Below are 18,630 nucleotides of genomic sequence, written 5' to 3'. Positions count from 1 at the left end.
GTACATTACAAAAGCGGACTGATTGCCCACTTCTGCCTGCAATCAATCCGCTTTTTATAAAGAAGGTGTTTTGGATTATTCTTCGGAAAGTTTCTTATAATTTTCGTATTTTTCACGAGCGTCTTGTTCTGTCATTTCAAAGAGCTTATCTGCTTTCTGCGGAAATTCCTTTGCCAGAGAAGCATATCTGTTCTGACCCATGATAAAGTCTTTGAACGGTTTGCTTGGCGCCTTGGAATCCAAAATAAACGGATTTCTGCCCTTTTTCTTTAACTCAGGATTGTATCTGTAGAGATGCCAGTAGCCAGATTCTACAGCGTCCTTGATGTTCTCCTGAGATTTGCCCATGCCTTTCTTGATGCCGTGGTTGATACAAGGCGCATAAGCGATAATCAGAGATGGTCCATCGTAAGCTTCAGCTTCAGCGATTGCTTTCATGAACTGGGCTTTGTCAGCGCCCATGCCTACCTGCGCTACGTATACATAGCCGTAGGACATTGCCATCATGCCGAGGTCTTTCTTCTTGATTCTTTTACCAGAGGCTGCAAATTTTGCAATTGCTGCTGCCGGTGTCGCCTTGGATGCCTGACCGCCAGTGTTGGAGTAAACCTCTGTATCGAATACCAGTACGTTGATATTTTCGCCGGAAGCCAGTACGTGATCCAGACCGCCGTAGCCGATATCGTAAGCCCAGCCGTCACCGCCGATAGCCCAGATAGATTTCTTTACGAGGTAATCCTTGTATCTTAAAATTCTGTCACAAAGCTGTTTCAGCACTTCGTCGGTAGTCTTCATATTCTCTATTGCATCCAGAACCTTCTGGCTGGCTGCAATAGATTCTTCGCCGTGGTCCTTGTATTCTAACCAGTCTTTGAAAGCGTCTTTCATTTCGTCATCGATATCCAGCTCGAGAAGCGCTTTCATGTTGCTTTCAATCTTGTCGCGGATCTGTTTGGTTGCCAGAACCATACCGTATCCAAATTCTGCATTATCTTCAAACAGGGAGTTTGCCCACGCAGGTCCGTGTCCCTTTTCATCCGTGCAGTATGGCATGGACGGCGCAGATGCGCCCCAGATGGAGGAACAGCCTGTCGCATTGGCAATCATCATTCTGTCGCCGAAGAGCTGTGTGATAACCTTCAGATAAGGCGTTTCACCGCAGCCTGCACATGCGCCGGAAAACTCGAAGTAAGGCTGGAAGAACTGACTGCCTTTTACGCTGGTCTTTTCAACTGGCAGGTCTTTTTTCTTGATGGTCATAGCATAATCCCAGTTGTCTGCTTCGTGAACCACATCGGCATAAGCTTCCATCTTAAGTGCCTTTTCCTTTGCTGGACAGATGTCTGCGCAGTTGCCGCAGCCCATACAGTCAAGAGCAGAAAGCTGCATCCTGTAGTGCAGTCCGTCAAGCTGTGCGCCCTGCGCTTTGATGGTCTCAAAACCTTTTGGCGCTGCTGCCAGTTCCTCATCATTGAGCAGCACAGGTCTGATTGCAGAGTGCGGGCAGACAAAGGAGCACTGATTGCACTGGATACATTTTGTCATATCCCACTTCGGCAGATGTACAGCTACGCCGCGTTTTTCGTATCTGCTGGTGCCCAGAGGGAAAGAGCCATCCGGGTGATTGATAAAGGTGCTGACCGGAAGATCTTCGCCTTCCTGTTTATTCATCGGAATCAGCACTTCTTCTACGAATACCGGCAAATCCAGAACCTTTTCTTTCGGATCTTCTGCATCCAGCCAGCTTGCCGGAATCTCGACCTTCTGAATTGCGTTGATACCTTCATCAACAGCCTTCCAGTTCATCTCGATGACCTGTTGACCTTTTTTCTTGTATGTCTTTTCGATACCTTCTTTCAGATATTTGATCGCATCATCTACAGGAATTACTTCCGTCAGTTTGAAGAAAGCTGCCTGCATGATCATGTTGATTCTGCTGCCAAGACCGATGGCTTCACTAATTTTCCATGCGTCGATGGTATAGAAGTTGATTTCTTTCTTTGCCAGTGCGCGCTTTACGCTTGCAGGCAAATGTTCGTCCATTTCCTCCGGTGCCCACAAACTGTTGAGCAGGAAGGTGCCGCCCTTCTGCAGATCCTTCAGCATGTCGTACTGTCTCAGATATGCCTGGTTATGACAGGCAACGAAATCCGCTCTGTTAATGCCGTAAGCCGACTTAATCGGATTTTTACCAAAACGCAGATGAGAAATGGTTACGCCGCCAGATTTTTTGGAGTCATACGCAAAATATCCCTGTGCATATAAGTCAGTCTTATCACCGATAATCTTAATGGCTGTCTTGTTAGCGCCGACTGTACCGTCAGAGCCCAGACCCCAGAACTTGCATTTGATGGTGCCTTCCGGCTCTCTGGAAATGCCCACGGTATATCCCAGGGAATGACCGGTTACATCATCTTCGATACCTACGGTAAAGTGGTCTTTCGGATGCTTGTGATACAGATTATCAAAGACCGCACGAATCATACCCGGCGTTACATCCTTGGAGCCCAGACCGTATCTGCCGCCGTAAACTTCCGGCGCATACTTTTCGCCGTAAAGCATGGTCTTAATATCCTGATACAAAGGTTCGCCGATGGCACCCGGTTCCTTGGTTCTGTCCAGCACTGCAATTCGCTCAACAGTCTTTGGCAGAACATCCATAAAATATTTCTTTACGAAAGGACGGTAAAGTCTAACCTTAATCAGACCAACCTTGTGACCGTCCGCAAGAAGTTTTTCCATGGATTCTTCGATGGTTTCGCAGACAGATCCCATCGCCACGATTACGTTCTCTGCGTCAGGCGCACCGACATAGTCAAAAGGCTTGTACTTGCGACCGGTTACCTCGCCGATCTTATCCATGTATTCTACTACGATTTCCGGCAGCTCATCATAGAACTTGTTGGAAGCTTCTCTTGCCTGAAAGAAGATATCCGGATTCTGTGCAGTACCGCGAATCATCGGATGTTCCGGGTTGAGCGCTCTCTTTCTAAACTTATCGACTGCATCTAAATCGATTAACTTTCGCAGTTCATCGTACTCGATGGTTTCGATTTTCTGAATCTCGTGAGAAGTTCTGAAACCGTCAAAGAAGTGTACAAAAGGCAGACTGCCTTTGATTGCCGCAAGGTGCGCTACAGCACCCAGGTCCATAACCTCCTGCACAGAACTTGAAGCCAGCATTGCAAAGCCTGTCTGTCTTGCTGCCATAACATCGGAATGATCGCCGAAGATACAAAGGGCATGACTGGAAACAGTTCTTGCTGCTACATGAAATACTGCCGGCAGCATTTCGCCTGCAATCTTGTACATATTTGGAATCATTAAAAGCAGCCCTTGTGACGAAGTATATGTAGTCGTCAAAGCGCCTGATGAAAGAGAGCCGTGCACTGTTCCTGCAGCGCCCGCCTCAGACTGCATTTCCGCAACTCTGACAGTTTGTCCAAAAATATTTTTCTTGCCATATGCTGCCCATTCATCTACCACCTCTGACATTGTCGATGAAGGTGTAATCGGGTAAATAGCCGCCACATCGGTAAAAGCGTAGGAAACCTGCGCTGCTGCGGTGTTGCCGTCCATAGTTTTCATTCTTTTTTTAGTCATAAGATTTTCCTCCCATTCTCTCTTCTCATTTCTAAAAAATAGTTTTAAACTCTAATTTTTTGTAATAAAAATCGTAATGTATCTACTTTAATACAGAAAAGTAACTTTGTCAAGATTGTACAACTAAAAATACAATATACATATAAATATGCACAAAATATACATTTAATTGCATAACAAAAGCAACGTGACAACGCCAGGAACCCCTAAAACGCCCACTGTTAAAGAATTAACAACGTTAATTGGGATGAGAATTCCAAAATTCATTCCAATGTAATTTATTACAATAATTAAAACAGCACCTATCAGACTGTTCGCCAGCAGCCGCAAAATTACTTTCACTGGAACAAGCAGTGCTTTTCCCAATAAAAAGATTAAAATCAACGTACCGCCAAAAGTCAAAAATACGCTCAGTTCTGTGCCCATAGTAAATCCTCCGCCTAAAATAATGTACTCGTTGTATAAAATATGCGCAGGTGGAATAAAATAGAATAAAATAACTACAAAGGATGTGATTCCATTGAAAAACAAAGAGAACCAAATTTTGTCCTGTATCAAAATCGCCCGCTCCGAAATGGAAGCAGCGACAAACCTTTTCAATGAATTGACCGATACTGCCGCTATCGACTGTGCTGCTTACAGTCTTCTTGCGGCAACAAAGAAATATAACTATTTTATGCAGATTGCAAAGGAAGAAGGGCTGCGGGTGCAGGGATGACAGTCGGCTCGGCAATTTTGCGCAGTGCAGAAGTCTCACCGCACCAGTCTGCCCCTTTTGCCCCTTTACCTTCATAATCCAAAAAAGAGACAGATTCCAAAAATCTGTCCCTTTATAATGTTCTGCGCCCTTCCATAGCTTTCAAAAGTGTTACTTCGTCAGCATATTCTAAATCGCCGCCTACAGGTATACCGTTAGCAATTCTGCTGACTTTGATTCCGGAGGGTTTAATCAGCCTTGCAATATACATAGCCGTCGCTTCCCCTTCGATATTAGGATTTGTTGCCAAAATCAGTTCTTTGACCTGACTGTTCTGCAGCCTTACAATCAGCTGCTTCAAGTTGATATCCTCAGGTCCTATGCCATCCATAGGAGAGATTGCTCCATGAAGCACGTGATAAAGCCCGTCGAATTCTTTGATACGCTCCATCGCCATTACGTCTTTCGGACTTTCCACTACGCAAATCACATCCTGTCTGCGGTTTTGGTCAGTACAAATGCTGCACGGATCCTGATCGGTCAGATTTCCGCAGACAGAACAATATTTCATCGTCTGTTTTGCCTCCAGAATAGAGTGCGCCAGCCCCTGCGCCTCTCCATCTGTCAACGACAGAATATGGAATGCAAGGCGCTGTGCTGTTTTTCCGCCGATTCCTGGCAATTTGGACAGTTCATTGACCAGTTTTCCTAATGGTCTTGGATACTGTCTCATTACATCAATCCCGGAATGTTGAGCCCGCCGGTCAGCTTGCTCATTTCAGTATTAGAAATCTCGTCAATCTGGCGCATTGCCTCGTTGACAGCGGCAATCACTAAATCCTGCAGCATTTCCACGTCATCAGGATCTACAATATCTTTATCCAGATTCAGACTGACAATTTCTTTCTTTCCGTTTACAGTTACGCTCACTGCACCACCGCCAGAAGTTGTGGTAATTTCCTTTTCTTCAAGTTCTGCCTGCATCTGCTCCATCTGGCGCTGCATCTGCTGCATCTGCGCAAGCTGCTTCTGCATATTGCCTGCTCCTCCGCCAACTTTCGGTTTCTTTCCTGCTCTCATTCCTTTTCCCATGTCTTTATCCTCCTATGGTTTACTCTTTATTTAATCGTGATGTCCACACCCAAATCCAGTTTGCTGCGAACTTCTGATGCCAGCTGTTCCGCTTCCTGTCTATGAGGTGATACTTCTTCATTCTGCTCCTCTGTCTTGCAGACCAGTTTCAGGTTCTTTCCCGTAATCTTCTCCATCAGCTGACAAATCTGCTGCTGATTACTCTCTACATACTGTTTGGTGAAAGCGTTTTGTGCGATAACCTTAAACTGACTGTCATTTATCTCTGCCAGTACTGCACCGGTACGAATCAGGTTAAAGCTACCCTTAATATCCTCGCCCTCTTCAAAAATGCGCTCCCAGATTTCATCCAAATCGTAATTGGGTATTTGCACGGTCTGCGGCTGTTGCTGCAGTGCATTGCCTGCACCGTTTTCTTCTAAAACTACTGGCGCTGAGGCTACTACCTGTTCCGCCTGAGGCTGCTGCAGCGGTGCTGTTGCTGCTCCCACTGGGGCTGGCTGTGCCATCTGTGGCTGCCCTTGCGGTCTTACGCTTGCCTGCTGCACCTGACGAACACTTTTGCCTATAGGCGCTGCCTCCGTCAGACCTGAAGCAATTGTTACGATGGCAAGCTCCAGCAGTATCCTCGGCTGGCTGGAATATCTTGCGTCATTGATAGTTCGTGACAAAGTAACAATTCCGCTGTTAATTTCATCCAGAGAGATTTGACTGCTCTGATCCCGCAGCTTTTCTATATTTTCTGTAGACATGTTCAACATGTCTTCTGCATTCTTAATGTATTTTGTAATCAACAGGCTTCGGTAGTGACTCATCCAGTCTTTCATCAGCTGTTTGACATCCTTACCTTCCTGCAGCGCTTCATCCAGAATCACCAGCGCCCCTGCAACGTCATGAAGGGAAACTTTGTCTGTCAGATTGATAAAGAATTCTTCGGAAACCGTTCCCAGAAATTCCAGAATAATGTCTCTGTCAAGTTTACGATCACCTGCTGACAGGCACTGGTCTAAGATGCTGAGTCCATCACGGACAGAGCCATCTGCATTGGCTGCTAGAAGTCGCAACGCCCGCTCTGTAATTTCGATTCCCTTCTCTGCGCAAATTCTACCCATATGGTCGATGAGCACCTTTTCCGGTACTCTTTTAAAATCCAGACGCATACATCTTGACAGAATCGTCTGAGGCAGTTTCTGCGGGTCAGTGGTTGCAAGAATAAAGATTACATTTTCCGGCGGTTCCTCCAAAGTCTTCAACAGTGCATTAAAAGCGCCTGTTGACAGCATATGAACTTCGTCTATAATGTAGACTTTTTTCCGTCCCACTGCCGGCGGATATTTTACACTTTCCCTGAGTTCCCTGATATTATCTACCCCATTGTTGGACGCCGCATCAATCTCAATGACATCCATAAAAGTTCCATCTTTGATCGCCATGCAGTTTGCACAGTGACCGCAGGGTTTTTCTTCCTCTGTAAGACAATTAACTGCCTTAGCTAAAATCCGCGCAGTCGTGGTCTTACCCGTCCCTCTGGTCCCGCAAAATAAATATGCGTGACTGACCGTTCCGGTCTGAATCTGATTCTTTAAGATCCTGACAATGTGGTCCTGCCCGATCACCTCGGAAAAGACCTCCGGTCTCTGCGCCCTATATAAAGCTGTGTACATGAAGTTCCTCTCCTTGTTTTTAACGGTGCTTAATGTGGTAGGAGGCGTGCCTGCTGCTTCCTGACTCGGCTCGGCTCGTTGTGCCCCGCGCAGCGTGCCTGCTCTCCGGCTCGTTGTGCATATTTTTTAAAAAAATCCCTAAAATATGTACAAGTTATCGCTCCCTTATGCATATTTCTCAAAAAACACCTGAAAATATGCACATTCCCCTTCCAAAATCAAGGAATTACACCGAAATACGCTACAAAATTCAACCTTTATCCGAGCAAATATGCATAAATTTTTCTATTTTGCCGAAAATATGCACACCGGCGTGCATATTTTCGATACTTTTTTATTATATATGCACATCACACTGCTCTGGCTGTTTCCGAATAAGAAAAGTGCACATGACAGAATTATAAATTCCTATGCACACATGGCGTCTGCCTCGCGGCGACGCTTCACAAAGTGCTTTTCTCGAAACATATGGAAATATCGACCAGTGGATATTTCCTATGTTATAAAAAAATTGCCCTTTTATAGCTCCGCAGGCGTTGGAGAAGGCTTATCTGCGGCACATAAGAACTTCCGCTTATTGCTGCTTCCTTCCGGACCTGACAAGGTTCACGGCATCCCATTGCGCAGGACCCAAACCATACCAGGCGAAGCTATAAAAGGGCAATGATTCAGTTTTCTCTACAAAGTTTGTACGTTTTAGTCGCACATATTATTATATGGGTTTTGGACGGGATTGTCAAATAGTATTTAGGGGTTTAAGAAGTTTCACCAGTTCCAGGTGCTACTTGCACAAAGGCAGCATGTTAAAAAACAGACTTCCATTTTATATAATTGCCTTCTATTACAATCTCCATCTTCTCTGCCTCATGGAGATAGGTCAGCATGGCCTTCACTGTAGTTCCGTTGAGTACATACTGCCCCAAATCAAAACAAAGGTTATATTTCTCAAAGAGGGCCGCCATGATATCATCGAAAATCAACGCCTTGTTGGAGCAAAGATTCAGAATGTCGTCCATGATTTCCATAGCGTTATCAATATTTACCTGGGCAAGAGGTACGATATCCTCACAGGCTGCGCCGTGGGCTGGCACAAAGACTTTGGCAGAGATCCCTTTGACCATTTCCAATGTCTCCAGATATCTTCCCATATCAAATATATAAGAAATTCGGTATTTATCCAAAGTTTCCTGGCCTACAAGACAATCTGCCAGAAAGACTACATCATCGCAGGTTCTAAGTCCAAACTGCGCATCGGAATGACCAGGAAGTTCTATCATAGATAAACCTTCTGGAAGCAGTTCCTCTGTCAGTTCTGTAACCACACTTTCCTTTGCCATCAAAAATTTGTTCTGCAGTTCGTGCGGCGGACAGGAGCCGAAGAGAAACGCCGGCTCCAGCAGCGGCCGCGCCACGAAGGCGCGGTCGCTGCCACGGCTGCACACGGTGCAGCCGGTCCGCTGCTGTAGCAGTTGATTTCCACCAATGTGATCTGCATGAAAGTGGGTATTGATCACCATCTTCAGCTTCCAGCCCTGTCCCTCGATGATGCGCAGGGCTTTTTTGGCGGCATCCTTATCATTGCCGCTGTCAATGAGACAAACCTCTTCTTGATTAATCCTGAAGAGTCCCATTTTTGCAGGGCACTCTATGTAATAAGTCCGTTCACCTATCTGTATCAACTCGTACATCTTGATCCCCTTTCCTCGCTTATCAGCAGAGAAAACTTAACCTATAATTTGATTTTCAAGAAAAAATGTATAAAAATCTCTCAAGTTTGCGCAAAGTCCCTGCATTCAACTCTTAAAATCCTCTAAATCAACCCTGCATTTAAACAATTTTTACAAAATCCACACTGCTACACAATCTTTCTTATACACTTTTCCCTATTTTTTTCATTTTCGGTTAAGATTTGCCGATTTCCTTATACATTTTCTCGCGATTTTATCGTTATAGGTTAAAAGCTTTGCTATTTTACCACCTTATACAACTCATCCGGCTCTGGCGGCGTGATTTCAGACCGCTCACCGTCTGCTCCAATCAGCACAAGCCCTGCCTCCTTGGCGCAAATCCGCCCAATACAGCAAACCGGCACACCTACCGCTGTAATCGCCTCCAGCAGCGCCTCCTTCTTCTCCGGCGCTGCAATGATCATCATACAGCCGCTGGAAATCAGCCGCAGCGGATTGATTCCAAAGTGGTCTGCGATTTTTCTTGTAACCGGCTGCACCGGAATGGCTTCTTCCCAAAGCTCTACACCAAGGTCTGCGATATGACACATCTCCCAGACTGCTCCCAGAATGCCGCCCTCAGTTACATCGTGCATACCGCCAGTTCCAATCTTTCCGGCAGCAGTGCCCTCTTTCACGACGCTTACATCGTCTAATAGCGATTTTGCATGTATTAGCTCGGATTTTGTCAGCACATCTGCCAGTTCTGCTTCAAAATCGCCTGCAATAATGCCAGTGCCCTCAAGCCCCGCCCATTTTGTCAGAAGCACATAATCGCCCGGGCGCATATCGCCCGCTGACTGGCAGCTGCCTGCAACTGCCCGACCAAAAGCAGTAGAGACGATAACCGGCTGATTCACCGCCGGCGTCACTTCGGTATGACCGCCGATAATCTCAACACCGGAAGCTTCTGCCGCTTCTCCCGCCTGCTCCATGATCGTTGCTACATCTTCAATGGTTGTTCCCACAGGCAGCATGACTGCCAGGGTAATGCCAAGAGGCTCTATACCGTTGCTGGCAATATCGTTGCAGGAAATATGAATAGCTAGCCGGCCAATTTCAGAAACAGCTGCTGTAATTGGATCAGTGGAAATTACACAATCATATGATCCGAAGTCGATAACGGCACAATCTTCTCCCACACCTGCACGAGTTTTCACTTCAGGTCTGCGGTAGGTAATCCTGTCCAGTACAATTTCCTGCAGTACATCGCTGTCCAACTTGCCGACTTTCAGTGGAGCGAGGGCCTGCGTTCCGCCAGATGCTAACTCTGCTTCCAGCGGCGATGCCTCTGCACACCTCGTCATTTTTTTAGCCGACCTCGCCAACTCTTCTTCCTTACACATCTTCTATCACCCCTGTTTCAATCCAAGTCTTAATTGTTTCTTCATCTATAATAGGAATACCAAGTTCCTTTGCTTTCTTGTTTTTTCCGGAAGTGGACTGCAGATCATTATTAATCAGATATGCGGTCTTTGCGCTGACAGAGCCTGCTACTTTGCCGCCAGCCCGCTGAATTTCTGCCTTCAGTGCATCCCGATTCTCATAGTGCTGCAAAGAACCTGTAATCACAAATGTCTTTCCTTCCAGAAAGTCTGCCGTTTCTTCTTCCGTCTCATCGAGGCGCACCATGGCACGCACATCTTCTGCTTCCTTTCGCTTCGTGTCATCGTCAAAATACGATACATAGGCATCTGCCATAATTTCGCCGATTCCATCGATTTCAATCAGTTCTTCACGGGTCAGTGCCACTGCTTTGTCCCACTTGCGACCACAGGCTTTGACAATTACCTTGGCATTGGCAACACCGATGCCCGGAATGCCCAAACTGTAAAGGAGCCGTTCTGGCGTCGTATCCTTCGCTTTTTCTATGGATGATGCCAAATTCTCAAAGGATTTTTCTCCAAAACCCTCCATTGCTGTGATTTGTTCCCGATACTGTTCCAGCGCAAACAGGTCCGCTAACTCACGAATCAGCCCTTTTGCAATCAGTTTTTCGATGGTCGCCTCTGACAAACCGTCTATATTCATTGCGTCGCGAGAAACAAACAATGTAAACCGTTTAATCTGCTTTGCGAGACATGCCTCGTTGGTGCAGTACAAGGTTTCCACGCCATTGTCGTTTTTCACTGTAGTTTTCTCTCCGCAGACCGGACAACTCTCCGGCACTTCTATATCATTACTTCCCGTCAGATTCTCTGCAATCTGCGGAATAATCATGTTTGCCTTGTATACTGTAATGGTATCGCCAAGTCCCAGTTTCAGATCCCGCATCACGCTGATGTTATGAACCGATGCCCGGCTCACTGTGGTTCCTTCCAGTTCTACCGGTTCAAAGATTGCCACCGGATTAATCAGACCGGTTCTTGATGCGCTCCACTCGATCTCCTTTAAAGTCGTCTCCGCAACCTGATCCTGCCACTTAAATGCAATGGAATCCCTTGGAAACTTTGCAGTAGTCCCCAGACTGCGGCTGTAATCGATGTCATCCAGACTCAGAACCAGCCCGTCCGACGGCAGATCGTTATCTGCCACTGCTGCTTCAAAATATCCAACGGCATCTACCACATTTTCTGCGTCTACCATCCTGTATTCCACAACATCAAAGCCCTGGTCACAAAGCCACATCATCTGCTTTTGCCGGCTGCCCGCAAAATCTACGCCTGCAGCTTCCACCAGACTAAAAGCGAAGAAATTGACGTTTCGCTCAGCGGTAATGCGATTATTCAGCTGACGTACAGAGCCGCTGCACAAGTTTCTCGGATTTTTATATTTAGCATCGGCATCCCCGATAGAAGCATTGATCTTCTCAAAATCGCTGTACTTGATTACTGCTTCTCCACGCAGAACCAGTCTGCCTTTATGCGGAATTTCCACAGGCACATTGGCAAAGACGCGGGCGTTGTTTGTAATCACTTCGCCAACATCCCCGTTTCCCCGAGTCAGCGCCTTAACCAGCTTTCCTTCCTCGTAAGTCAGTACAATGGTAAGTCCATCCAGTTTCCAAGATAAAAGCCCCTTCTGTCCTGCAAGCCATTCTGCCAGCGCCTGTCTGTCCTTTGTCTTATCCAGCGACAACATTCTCTCCGGATGCCGCTCCTTCGGCAGATCCGAAAGCACTTCATATCCCACATTCTGCGTAGGACTGCCTGCCAGAATCATGCCGGTTTCCGCCTCTAAAGCTGCCAACTCATCGTAAAGCTTATCGTACTCAAAGTTGGACATCATCTCCTCAGCATCCTGATAGTACGCCTTGCTGGCTCTATTCAAAATCTCTATTTTCTCTTTCATTAAAGACTTTTTGTCTTCCATGGTCATTTTATCTCCTAAATTTTCTTTAGCGGAGCGATACCCTTCGCCATTTTTTTCTGTCCAGCAGCATCGAAAATAACAGTCATCGTCTTGTCATCCTGATCGATGACGAGTCCCTCTCCAAATTTAGCATGGCGCACTCTGTCTCCGATAGCAAAATCTTCACCGCCTGCCGCAGCGCTTACATTGGCACGGGTGGCTGCTTTTGCAAAGCGCAGCGCATCGTAAGGTTTCGGGCTTTCCTTTGCTGCATAACCGTCGATAGATCCGGTGGATACACCTAGACCGCTATCTCTTGACTTTCTGACATACACAGCGTCTCCCTCAAGGAGTCTCTTATCAACTTCCCGCAAAAACTGGGACTCTCTGGTATAGTCCGTCCGTCCGTAGAGTGTTCGCATAGCTGCGCTGCACAGGATTAGTGTTTCCTTTGCACGGGTCATGCCTACATAGCAAAGCCTGCGTTCCTCCTCCATACCTGTCGGCGTATCAAAGGCTTTGTGCCCCGGAAAAAGACCGTCCTCAAGTCCCGGCAAAAATACGACCGGAAATTCCAATCCCTTTGCGCTGTGCATGGTCATGAGCACTACCGCATCCTGACTCTCATCGTGGTTGTCGACTTCTGCCATCAGAGTGATCTTCTCCATAAACTCTTCGATGGTCGGATTCTCGGCTTCATCTTCGTAATCGTAAATAACCGATTTAAATTCCATCAAGTTTTCGATACGTCCCTCTGCCTCTACAGTATTTGCATCTTCCAGGGCTTTCATGTATCCGGTTTTTACAAGGAGGTTGTCATAAATGTCAGACACCCTAAGGTTCTCCCTCTCGGCTCTGCAAAGGTTGATACATTCTACCATCGCCTTGACGCCGGCGTACGCTTTTCCCGGAAGGGTGGAAAGCACCTCTTCATCAGACAAAGCCTGCAGCAGACTTTCCCCTCTGACCTTGGCAAATGCCTCAACCTTTTCCACTGACTTATCTCCCATGCCCCGCTTCGGCTCGTTGACTACTCGCTTAAAGGAAAGGTCGTCGTACGGATTTACTACAAGGCGCATGTATGCCATCACATCCTTGATTTCTTTTCTGTCGTAGTAACGCAGCCCCGACAGTACTCTGTATGGGATGTCTCTTGCAGTCAGTGCCTCTTCAAAATGTCTGGACTGAGCGTTGGTCCTGTAAAGAATGGCAAAATCACTGAACTTCCGCTCTCTGGTTTTCATCAGGTCGATCTGCTGCGCCACAAAACGCGCCTCGTCCTTTTCCGTGTCGGCGCGGTAATATTTGATCTTATCGCCAGCTTCCTTTTCGGTCCACAGCTTCTTACCTTTTCTGCCGTGGTTGTTTTCGATAACTGAATGGGCTGCCGCCAAAATGTTGCCTACGGAGCGATAGTTCTGCTCCAGCTTGACCACCTTTGCCTCAGGAAAGTCCTTTTCAAAATCTAAAATATTCCTGATATCCGCACCTCTCCACTGATAGATGCACTGGTCGTCATCACCTACTACGCAAAGATTGTGATGGGCCTCAGCAAGCATCTTTATCAGCTTATACTGAATATGGTTCGTATCCTGATATTCATCTACCATGATATAACGAAACCGATTCTGATACTTGAGCAAAATCGCCTCGTCCGCTTCAAAAAGTCTGACTGTGTTTAAGAGCAGGTCGTCAAAGTCCATGGCGTTGTTCTTCCTAAGTTCCTCCTCGTATGCCTTAAACACGTTATAAATAATCTTCGTCTTGAAGTTATCCTCCATGGTCTTTCGGTAACCCTCTGCGTCCACAGCTTTTTCCTTAAAAGAACTGATAATGCTGAGAAGATACGGCGCACCGAACTCCTTATCGTTGATATTCTGTGCCTTGATGATATTCTTGACGATAGTTTTCTGATCTGTGCTGTCATAGATGACAAAGTTATGATCATAGCCGATGATCTCACAGTGATACCGCAAAATCCGAAGACACATAGAATGGAATGTCATGATCCACATGTCCCTGCAGCTGCCTACTAAATCCTCTACTCTGCTCCTCATCTCAGCTGCCGCCTTATTGGTAAAGGTTACAGCCAGAAGGTGATAAGGGGATATCCCCTGCTCTATCATATAAGCGATACGCTCTGTCATGGTGCTGGTCTTGCCGGATCCGGCGCCAGCCAGAATGAGCAGCGGTCCTTCGATCATCATAGCTGCCTGTCTCTGTTTGTCGTTCAATCTGTCTAAACTCATCTATGTAAACTCTCCTTATTTTAAATGCTCTTTTATTCTACCACAAACAAACGTTCTATGCACGAAAATATTGACAAAGCCATGCAGCACTTTCCGCACACTGCCTGCTTTCAATGGTCATGGTTACATCTTGCCCGCAGTGCCTTGCTATTTCCTGCAAAACTTTTTTCATATCCATAGCCCCCTGATGAACAGGTCCATGGGAATCTGACGTTCCATCATTGTTATGCAGATGAAAATGCCCGATATAAGGTCCCAGCACGGAAAGCCAGTCAAAGATATCGTATTCCGGCAGGGTGCAGACATTGGCATGGCCTACATCGAGACAAATGCGTGCCCGCGGGTCATCAAGCTCCTCTAACAGCTGCTTCATCATATACGGTTCATCTTCAAAGACATTTTCGATATAAATAGTAAACTCCGCCGGCTTATCCTCTAAGAACTTTCTCCAGAAATAAAGAGATTTCTCATGGTGCCATTCCTTGAAATATAGAAGCGGCTGATATCCGCTGTGCACAACCATTCGATTCACGCCCAATTTTTCACACATTCGATACGCTTCATTAAGCCTGGTAAGTCCCAGCTCTACCGCTCTGTGGTCGATAGAAGCTGGAATAATCTCCGTAAACGGTCCGTGCATAATAACATTTTTTGCCTGTGAGTCAGAGATTTCCTTTCTCATTGCTCTGATGGTATTTTCTTCCTGGTCAGCATCCAGCGCTTCTGATATACAAATATCGTTAAGCTCTATTCCAAGACCATATCTGGCAATAACCTCTACAGCGTTTTCCGAAAATGTCGCGATACAAATTTTATCCTTCATACCTTCTAGGTTCCTTTCAAAAAATAGTTGAGGCAGGCTGACGAGACCTGCCTCAATCTGTATGAAAAAAGAATGAAAAGCCGGTCATCCACGCTTTAAAAAAAGGGCTGTGGATAACCCACAGCCCGTATTTGCTGTTCTTTTTCAGGTTCGGTTCACCGCCGAATCCGGAAATTCCTCTCATGCAGGTCTCCTGACTCAGGACTCAGCATTTCTTCTGCCTTCCCAGAAATATTCCAGTGGCGCCTTAGAAGAAACTCCTCCAATACAGTGGCGGGACCGCACAGGATTTGCACCTGTTTCCCTCTTAGCCTCCTCGCACATCAGAATCTAGCGCAAAAAGGAACATGAGATTGTATCGAATTACAGTTTTATTATAGCTTTTTTTAACTGAAAAGTCAATGAAAACCCACTTCCAATTTACTTATATAAAGTCGCCTAATCGGCACAGTCACCTAACCTAAAACGAGCTTTTTCGGCACCAGTGCACGAGACGTCAAATCTCTCACTACTCCACCACAACCTGCTCTGTTTCACAGATAAAAGATGTAATCACCTTCACCAGTTCAGACAGCGGCAGTTGATGACTGACAAACTCGTAGTGAACATCATCGATTATGAAGGTTGCTACGTATAAATCATAAGTTCCCTCCGGCGCATGGGTATTTTCATCATAAGGTCCATACTCCATCTCCCTGTGCCCAAAGGTGACTTCCGTATTTCCAATGAGGGAAGTCTTAGGCTGCTGTTCCTCACTAATCCACATGTAGTCTCTGCTCATCCCTTTTTTCCATGCACTCAAAGTAAATCCCCTCTCGGCATTCACGCCTTTTGTCATCATAGGCATACCGTCCTCATAAAAACTATGGTAAAAATCCAAAGAAATTTCATCCAAGTATAGCTTGCCGTCCAACATAAGAACGCTTTGTTTATCGTTATTAGGCGATTCTCCTAGCCCATTGGGAATATACACAGGCCACAAATCCCTTCCGAAATATGCATTGATTTCTTCCTTCGCCCAAACCTCTTCCACGCAATTATTCGGTACGTGGATTTTGTCGGCGCTAAAACTAGCAAGCTCACTTACTGCAATATCCGAAAGTTCCACCCGCACCAGTTCTGTCGCCGGCGCATTCAACCCCTGTCTATGCAAAAAAACACCGGTTACCGCAATACAGATACAGGCTGCCGCCAATCCAAACCCTTTTAAAAAATTTCTGGAGCGTGCTTTTCTCTTATGCACTGGCGCATAAGCTTCCGAAATAATATCCGAAATAACATCCTCATGCATATAACTCAAACCTGTCAATAAATCTTTTCCGTTCATATTGTAATCCCCTCTTTCTCTAAATAGCTGCGCAGCGCTTTTCTTGTGCGATGCAGTTCTGTCTTCACCTTACTCTGACTAATGCCCATGGTTTTTGCCAGCTCTGCCACAGACTGTCCCAGCCAGTAACGCCGCAAAAACATCTGCCTTTTTCCAATGGGCAACTGCTTCACAAAAGAACTGAGCAGCACTCCGATTTCCTGCCCTGTAAAACTACACTGGACAGATTCGTCGGGTATACACGTCTCCAACTCCACAGATAATTCCACCACCGGAAAATTTCTCTTCTTCGCATGATTCCAGTCCAGTCTGTCAAAACAAGTAAGCCTGCAGATTTTTGCCAAATATGCGAACAAATGATTCGGTCTTTTCGGCGGAATGGCATTCCACGCTTTCAAATAAGTATCGCTGACGCACTCTTCGGCATCCTGACGACTATGCAAAATATTTTCCGCCAGCCGTAAAAGTTGACCTCCATAAAGTGCCTCCGTTTGGGCTATGGCATTCTGATTTCTCTGCCAGTAGAGCATCAAAATCTCCTCTTCATTCACTGGCTGCACCTCCTTTCACTTCTATAGACGGAGAACAATTTCCAAGGTTACACTTCTCACACAAAAAAAACATAAATACGCTCAATTTCTTCTCGAAATTACCACAAAAACCGTATATACTAAAGGAGTCAAAAGTTAATGGTTTGCACACTTTTGAACGTTCTTTCTTAATTAAATACTAAATATCGCAAGAAAAAGACTCTGCTGCCAAGCGGAGTCTTTTTCTTTACAAGAATTGAAATATACGTCTTTTCATCCGCTATAATCCCGAAAAAAAGAGAACATCAGTCCTGACGTTCTCTTTTCCTTTGATTTATTTCACTTTTACCTTCTTTGCGCTGCAATACTCACCATAGAGTTTGCCGCCCTCGCCATCGTCTTTATAGGCCCGGATTTTCACATAATAGGTTTTTCCCTTTTTCAGGCTTTTTATAGTCTTTTGCACGCTGGAAGCAGTAGCTGTCGCTGTCTTACTCGCTGTGAATTTACTGTTTGCGGCATAGACAATCTGGTAGCCCTTTACGCCGGAAATCTTTTTCCACTTCACTGTCAGCTGTTTTGTTTTTAAAGATTTCAGTGAAGAAATTGTCGGCTTTATTGGTCTTGCAATGGTTTTACCATCTCTCATATCATAGAGCGTATTTTTCCCATTTAAAAACCTGCTGTATGCCGTCAGTCCATAATATCCCTGCGCCGTCGCAAGACCATTGACCACCGGCTCGTAGCCGACTGCAGACTTGTTTACATGACGAAACCCGCCGCCTGTGGCATAATAAGTCAGCAAAGCATCCAAAACAGATTTGCCGTTTTTAATAAAACGCTTGTCCTTATGAGGGTCTATTCCCAAAGAAGTCAGTGCTACAATAACCTGCACACTGCTCTCTGCGTTAGCAGTTTTCAGAGTTTCAAAACCGCCGTCTGCCATCTGCTTTTCAGAAAGCACAGCAACTGCGCGATCAACAGCAGCCCCAACATCAGCCCTCGTCCGATATGGTGCCAGAGCAGACAGTACCATGGCGGTAATATCCACATCCGCTGCATCGCCAATCAGAGCAAAACCGCCGCCTTCTTTTTCTTGAGATAAAATATTCTCAATCAAAAGTTCCCTGCTTGTAAGCTGAGAAATCCCATCTACCTCTGGAATCTCATAGCCGCCGCAGTCCAGCGCCAGCAGCGCCCAGACAGGTCCATTGATTCCCTGTTTCTTTACCATTTCAAAATCCGCTACTTTTTCAAAAAGATTGTAGCCGCCTACATCTGTAGGATCTTTTCCCATGGCAGTCAGGGTCAGAATTACCTTGGAATACTCGCTGTACTTACGGGCATCCAGTACACCTTTTTTATCTGCTAAAACTTTTTCAAGATTTTTACAGTACTTATTATATGTAGCGTCTGTAACCGCTGCCCCGTTTCTGGCAAGTCCAAGGAGTGCCCACTCGTCGCCATAAGTCGGATTTGTCAGTTTCTTTGTCATATAGCTTTCGGTCTTGCTCATGGCAGTCTTCCAGCTTACACTTGCTCCATGAGCAGAAGCTGCCGAGGAAAGCACTAGAGTGAAAGCCATTGTCAGAGACAAAAATACGCTTAATATTTTTTTCATAATCAT

15 protein-coding genes, 1 other RNA gene and 1 riboswitch are annotated in these 18,630 nt (G+C 45.9%); of the genes, 1 reads left to right on the top strand and 15 read right to left on the bottom strand.

Annotated elements, in window-relative coordinates; translation table 11 throughout:
* Positions 1-75 precede the first annotated feature (75 nt).
* Positions 76-3,603 carry a pyruvate:ferredoxin (flavodoxin) oxidoreductase gene (gene nifJ / locus NFR88_RS02975; protein WP_160202036.1) on the bottom strand — a complete coding sequence of 1,176 codons (3,528 nt, stop codon included), beginning with the start codon at positions 3,601-3,603 and terminating at the stop codon, positions 76-78.
* 165 nt (positions 3,604-3,768) lie between these two features.
* Positions 3,769-4,029 carry a pro-sigmaK processing inhibitor BofA family protein gene (locus NFR88_RS02970; protein WP_251613429.1) on the bottom strand — a complete coding sequence of 87 codons (261 nt, stop codon included), beginning with the start codon at positions 4,027-4,029 and terminating at the stop codon, positions 3,769-3,771.
* A gap of 94 nt (positions 4,030-4,123) precedes the next feature.
* Between NFR88_RS02970 and NFR88_RS02965 the strand changes: the two genes are divergently transcribed.
* The gene (locus tag NFR88_RS02965; protein ID WP_160202034.1) at positions 4,124-4,321 is read left to right on the top strand and encodes a DUF2508 family protein; all 198 of its coding nucleotides are present in this window, start codon (positions 4,124-4,126) and stop codon (positions 4,319-4,321) included.
* A gap of 112 nt (positions 4,322-4,433) precedes the next feature.
* Here the strand turns inward: NFR88_RS02965 and recR are convergent, their stop codons facing one another.
* The 13 genes from recR to NFR88_RS02905 form a co-directional block, all read right to left on the bottom strand.
* The gene (gene recR, locus NFR88_RS02960; RefSeq protein WP_160202033.1) at positions 4,434-5,033 is read right to left on the bottom strand and encodes a recombination mediator RecR; all 600 of its coding nucleotides are present in this window, start codon (positions 5,031-5,033) and stop codon (positions 4,434-4,436) included.
* The gene (locus NFR88_RS02955) at positions 5,033-5,392 is read right to left on the bottom strand and encodes a YbaB/EbfC family nucleoid-associated protein (RefSeq protein WP_160202032.1); all 360 of its coding nucleotides are present in this window, start codon (positions 5,390-5,392) and stop codon (positions 5,033-5,035) included. The genes recR and NFR88_RS02955 overlap by 1 nt, the downstream gene beginning before the upstream one ends.
* Positions 5,393-5,418: 26 nt before the next feature.
* Complete coding sequence (dnaX, locus tag NFR88_RS02950; RefSeq protein ID WP_251613427.1) at positions 5,419-7,056, bottom strand: DNA polymerase III subunit gamma/tau; 1,638 nt, start codon at positions 7,054-7,056, stop codon at positions 5,419-5,421.
* Positions 7,057-7,559: 503 nt separating this feature from the next.
* Positions 7,560-7,771, bottom strand: an RNA gene (ffs, locus tag NFR88_RS02945) — signal recognition particle sRNA large type.
* An 88-nt stretch (positions 7,772-7,859) separates the two neighbouring features.
* Entirely contained in the window at positions 7,860-8,744 is an 885-nt protein-coding gene (locus NFR88_RS02940; protein WP_251613425.1) for an MBL fold metallo-hydrolase, read from the bottom strand.
* Positions 8,745-9,022: 278 nt separating this feature from the next.
* Positions 9,023-10,129: an AIR synthase family protein gene (locus NFR88_RS02935; RefSeq protein WP_251613423.1), complete on the bottom strand. Its 1,107-nt coding sequence runs from the start codon at positions 10,127-10,129 to the stop codon at positions 9,023-9,025.
* Positions 10,122-12,095, bottom strand: a complete 1,974-nt coding sequence (gene ligA, locus NFR88_RS02930) for an NAD-dependent DNA ligase LigA (RefSeq protein ID WP_251613421.1) — start codon at positions 12,093-12,095, stop codon at positions 10,122-10,124. Before ligA ends, NFR88_RS02935 begins: the two co-directional genes overlap by 8 nt.
* A gap of 14 nt (positions 12,096-12,109) precedes the next feature.
* Entirely contained in the window at positions 12,110-14,323 is a 2,214-nt protein-coding gene (locus NFR88_RS02925; RefSeq protein ID WP_251613419.1) for an ATP-dependent helicase, read from the bottom strand.
* Positions 14,324-14,378: 55 nt separating this feature from the next.
* On the bottom strand, positions 14,379-15,146 hold the full coding sequence (locus NFR88_RS02920; RefSeq protein ID WP_251613417.1) for a sugar phosphate isomerase/epimerase family protein: 768 nt from the start codon (positions 15,144-15,146) through the stop codon (positions 14,379-14,381).
* Positions 15,147-15,198: 52 nt separating this feature from the next.
* Entirely contained in the window at positions 15,199-15,330 is a 132-nt protein-coding gene (locus NFR88_RS15030) for a hypothetical protein (protein ID WP_275557584.1), read from the bottom strand.
* Positions 15,313-15,512: riboswitch (cobalamin riboswitch) on the bottom strand. Its footprint overlaps the gene before it by 18 nt.
* A gap of 142 nt (positions 15,513-15,654) precedes the next feature.
* The gene (locus tag NFR88_RS02915; RefSeq protein ID WP_161908375.1) at positions 15,655-16,473 is read right to left on the bottom strand and encodes a hypothetical protein; all 819 of its coding nucleotides are present in this window, start codon (positions 16,471-16,473) and stop codon (positions 15,655-15,657) included.
* A complete protein-coding gene (locus tag NFR88_RS02910; RefSeq protein WP_251613414.1) occupies positions 16,470-17,024 on the bottom strand; it encodes an RNA polymerase sigma factor in 555 nt (184 codons plus the stop codon). The genes NFR88_RS02915 and NFR88_RS02910 overlap by 4 nt, the downstream gene beginning before the upstream one ends.
* 313 nt (positions 17,025-17,337) lie before the next feature.
* Positions 17,338-18,624 carry a fibronectin type III domain-containing protein gene (locus NFR88_RS02905; RefSeq protein ID WP_251613412.1) on the bottom strand — a complete coding sequence of 429 codons (1,287 nt, stop codon included), beginning with the start codon at positions 18,622-18,624 and terminating at the stop codon, positions 17,338-17,340.
* Positions 18,625-18,630 lie beyond the last annotated feature (6 nt).

The organism is Senimuribacter intestinalis, assembly GCF_943192965.1.
In the GTDB taxonomy this organism is placed as follows: Bacteria; Bacillota; Clostridia; order Peptostreptococcales; family Anaerovoracaceae; genus Senimuribacter; species Senimuribacter intestinalis.
The sequence above is the reverse complement of the archived record's forward strand: the minus strand, read 5'-3'. Positions and strand labels throughout refer to the sequence as shown.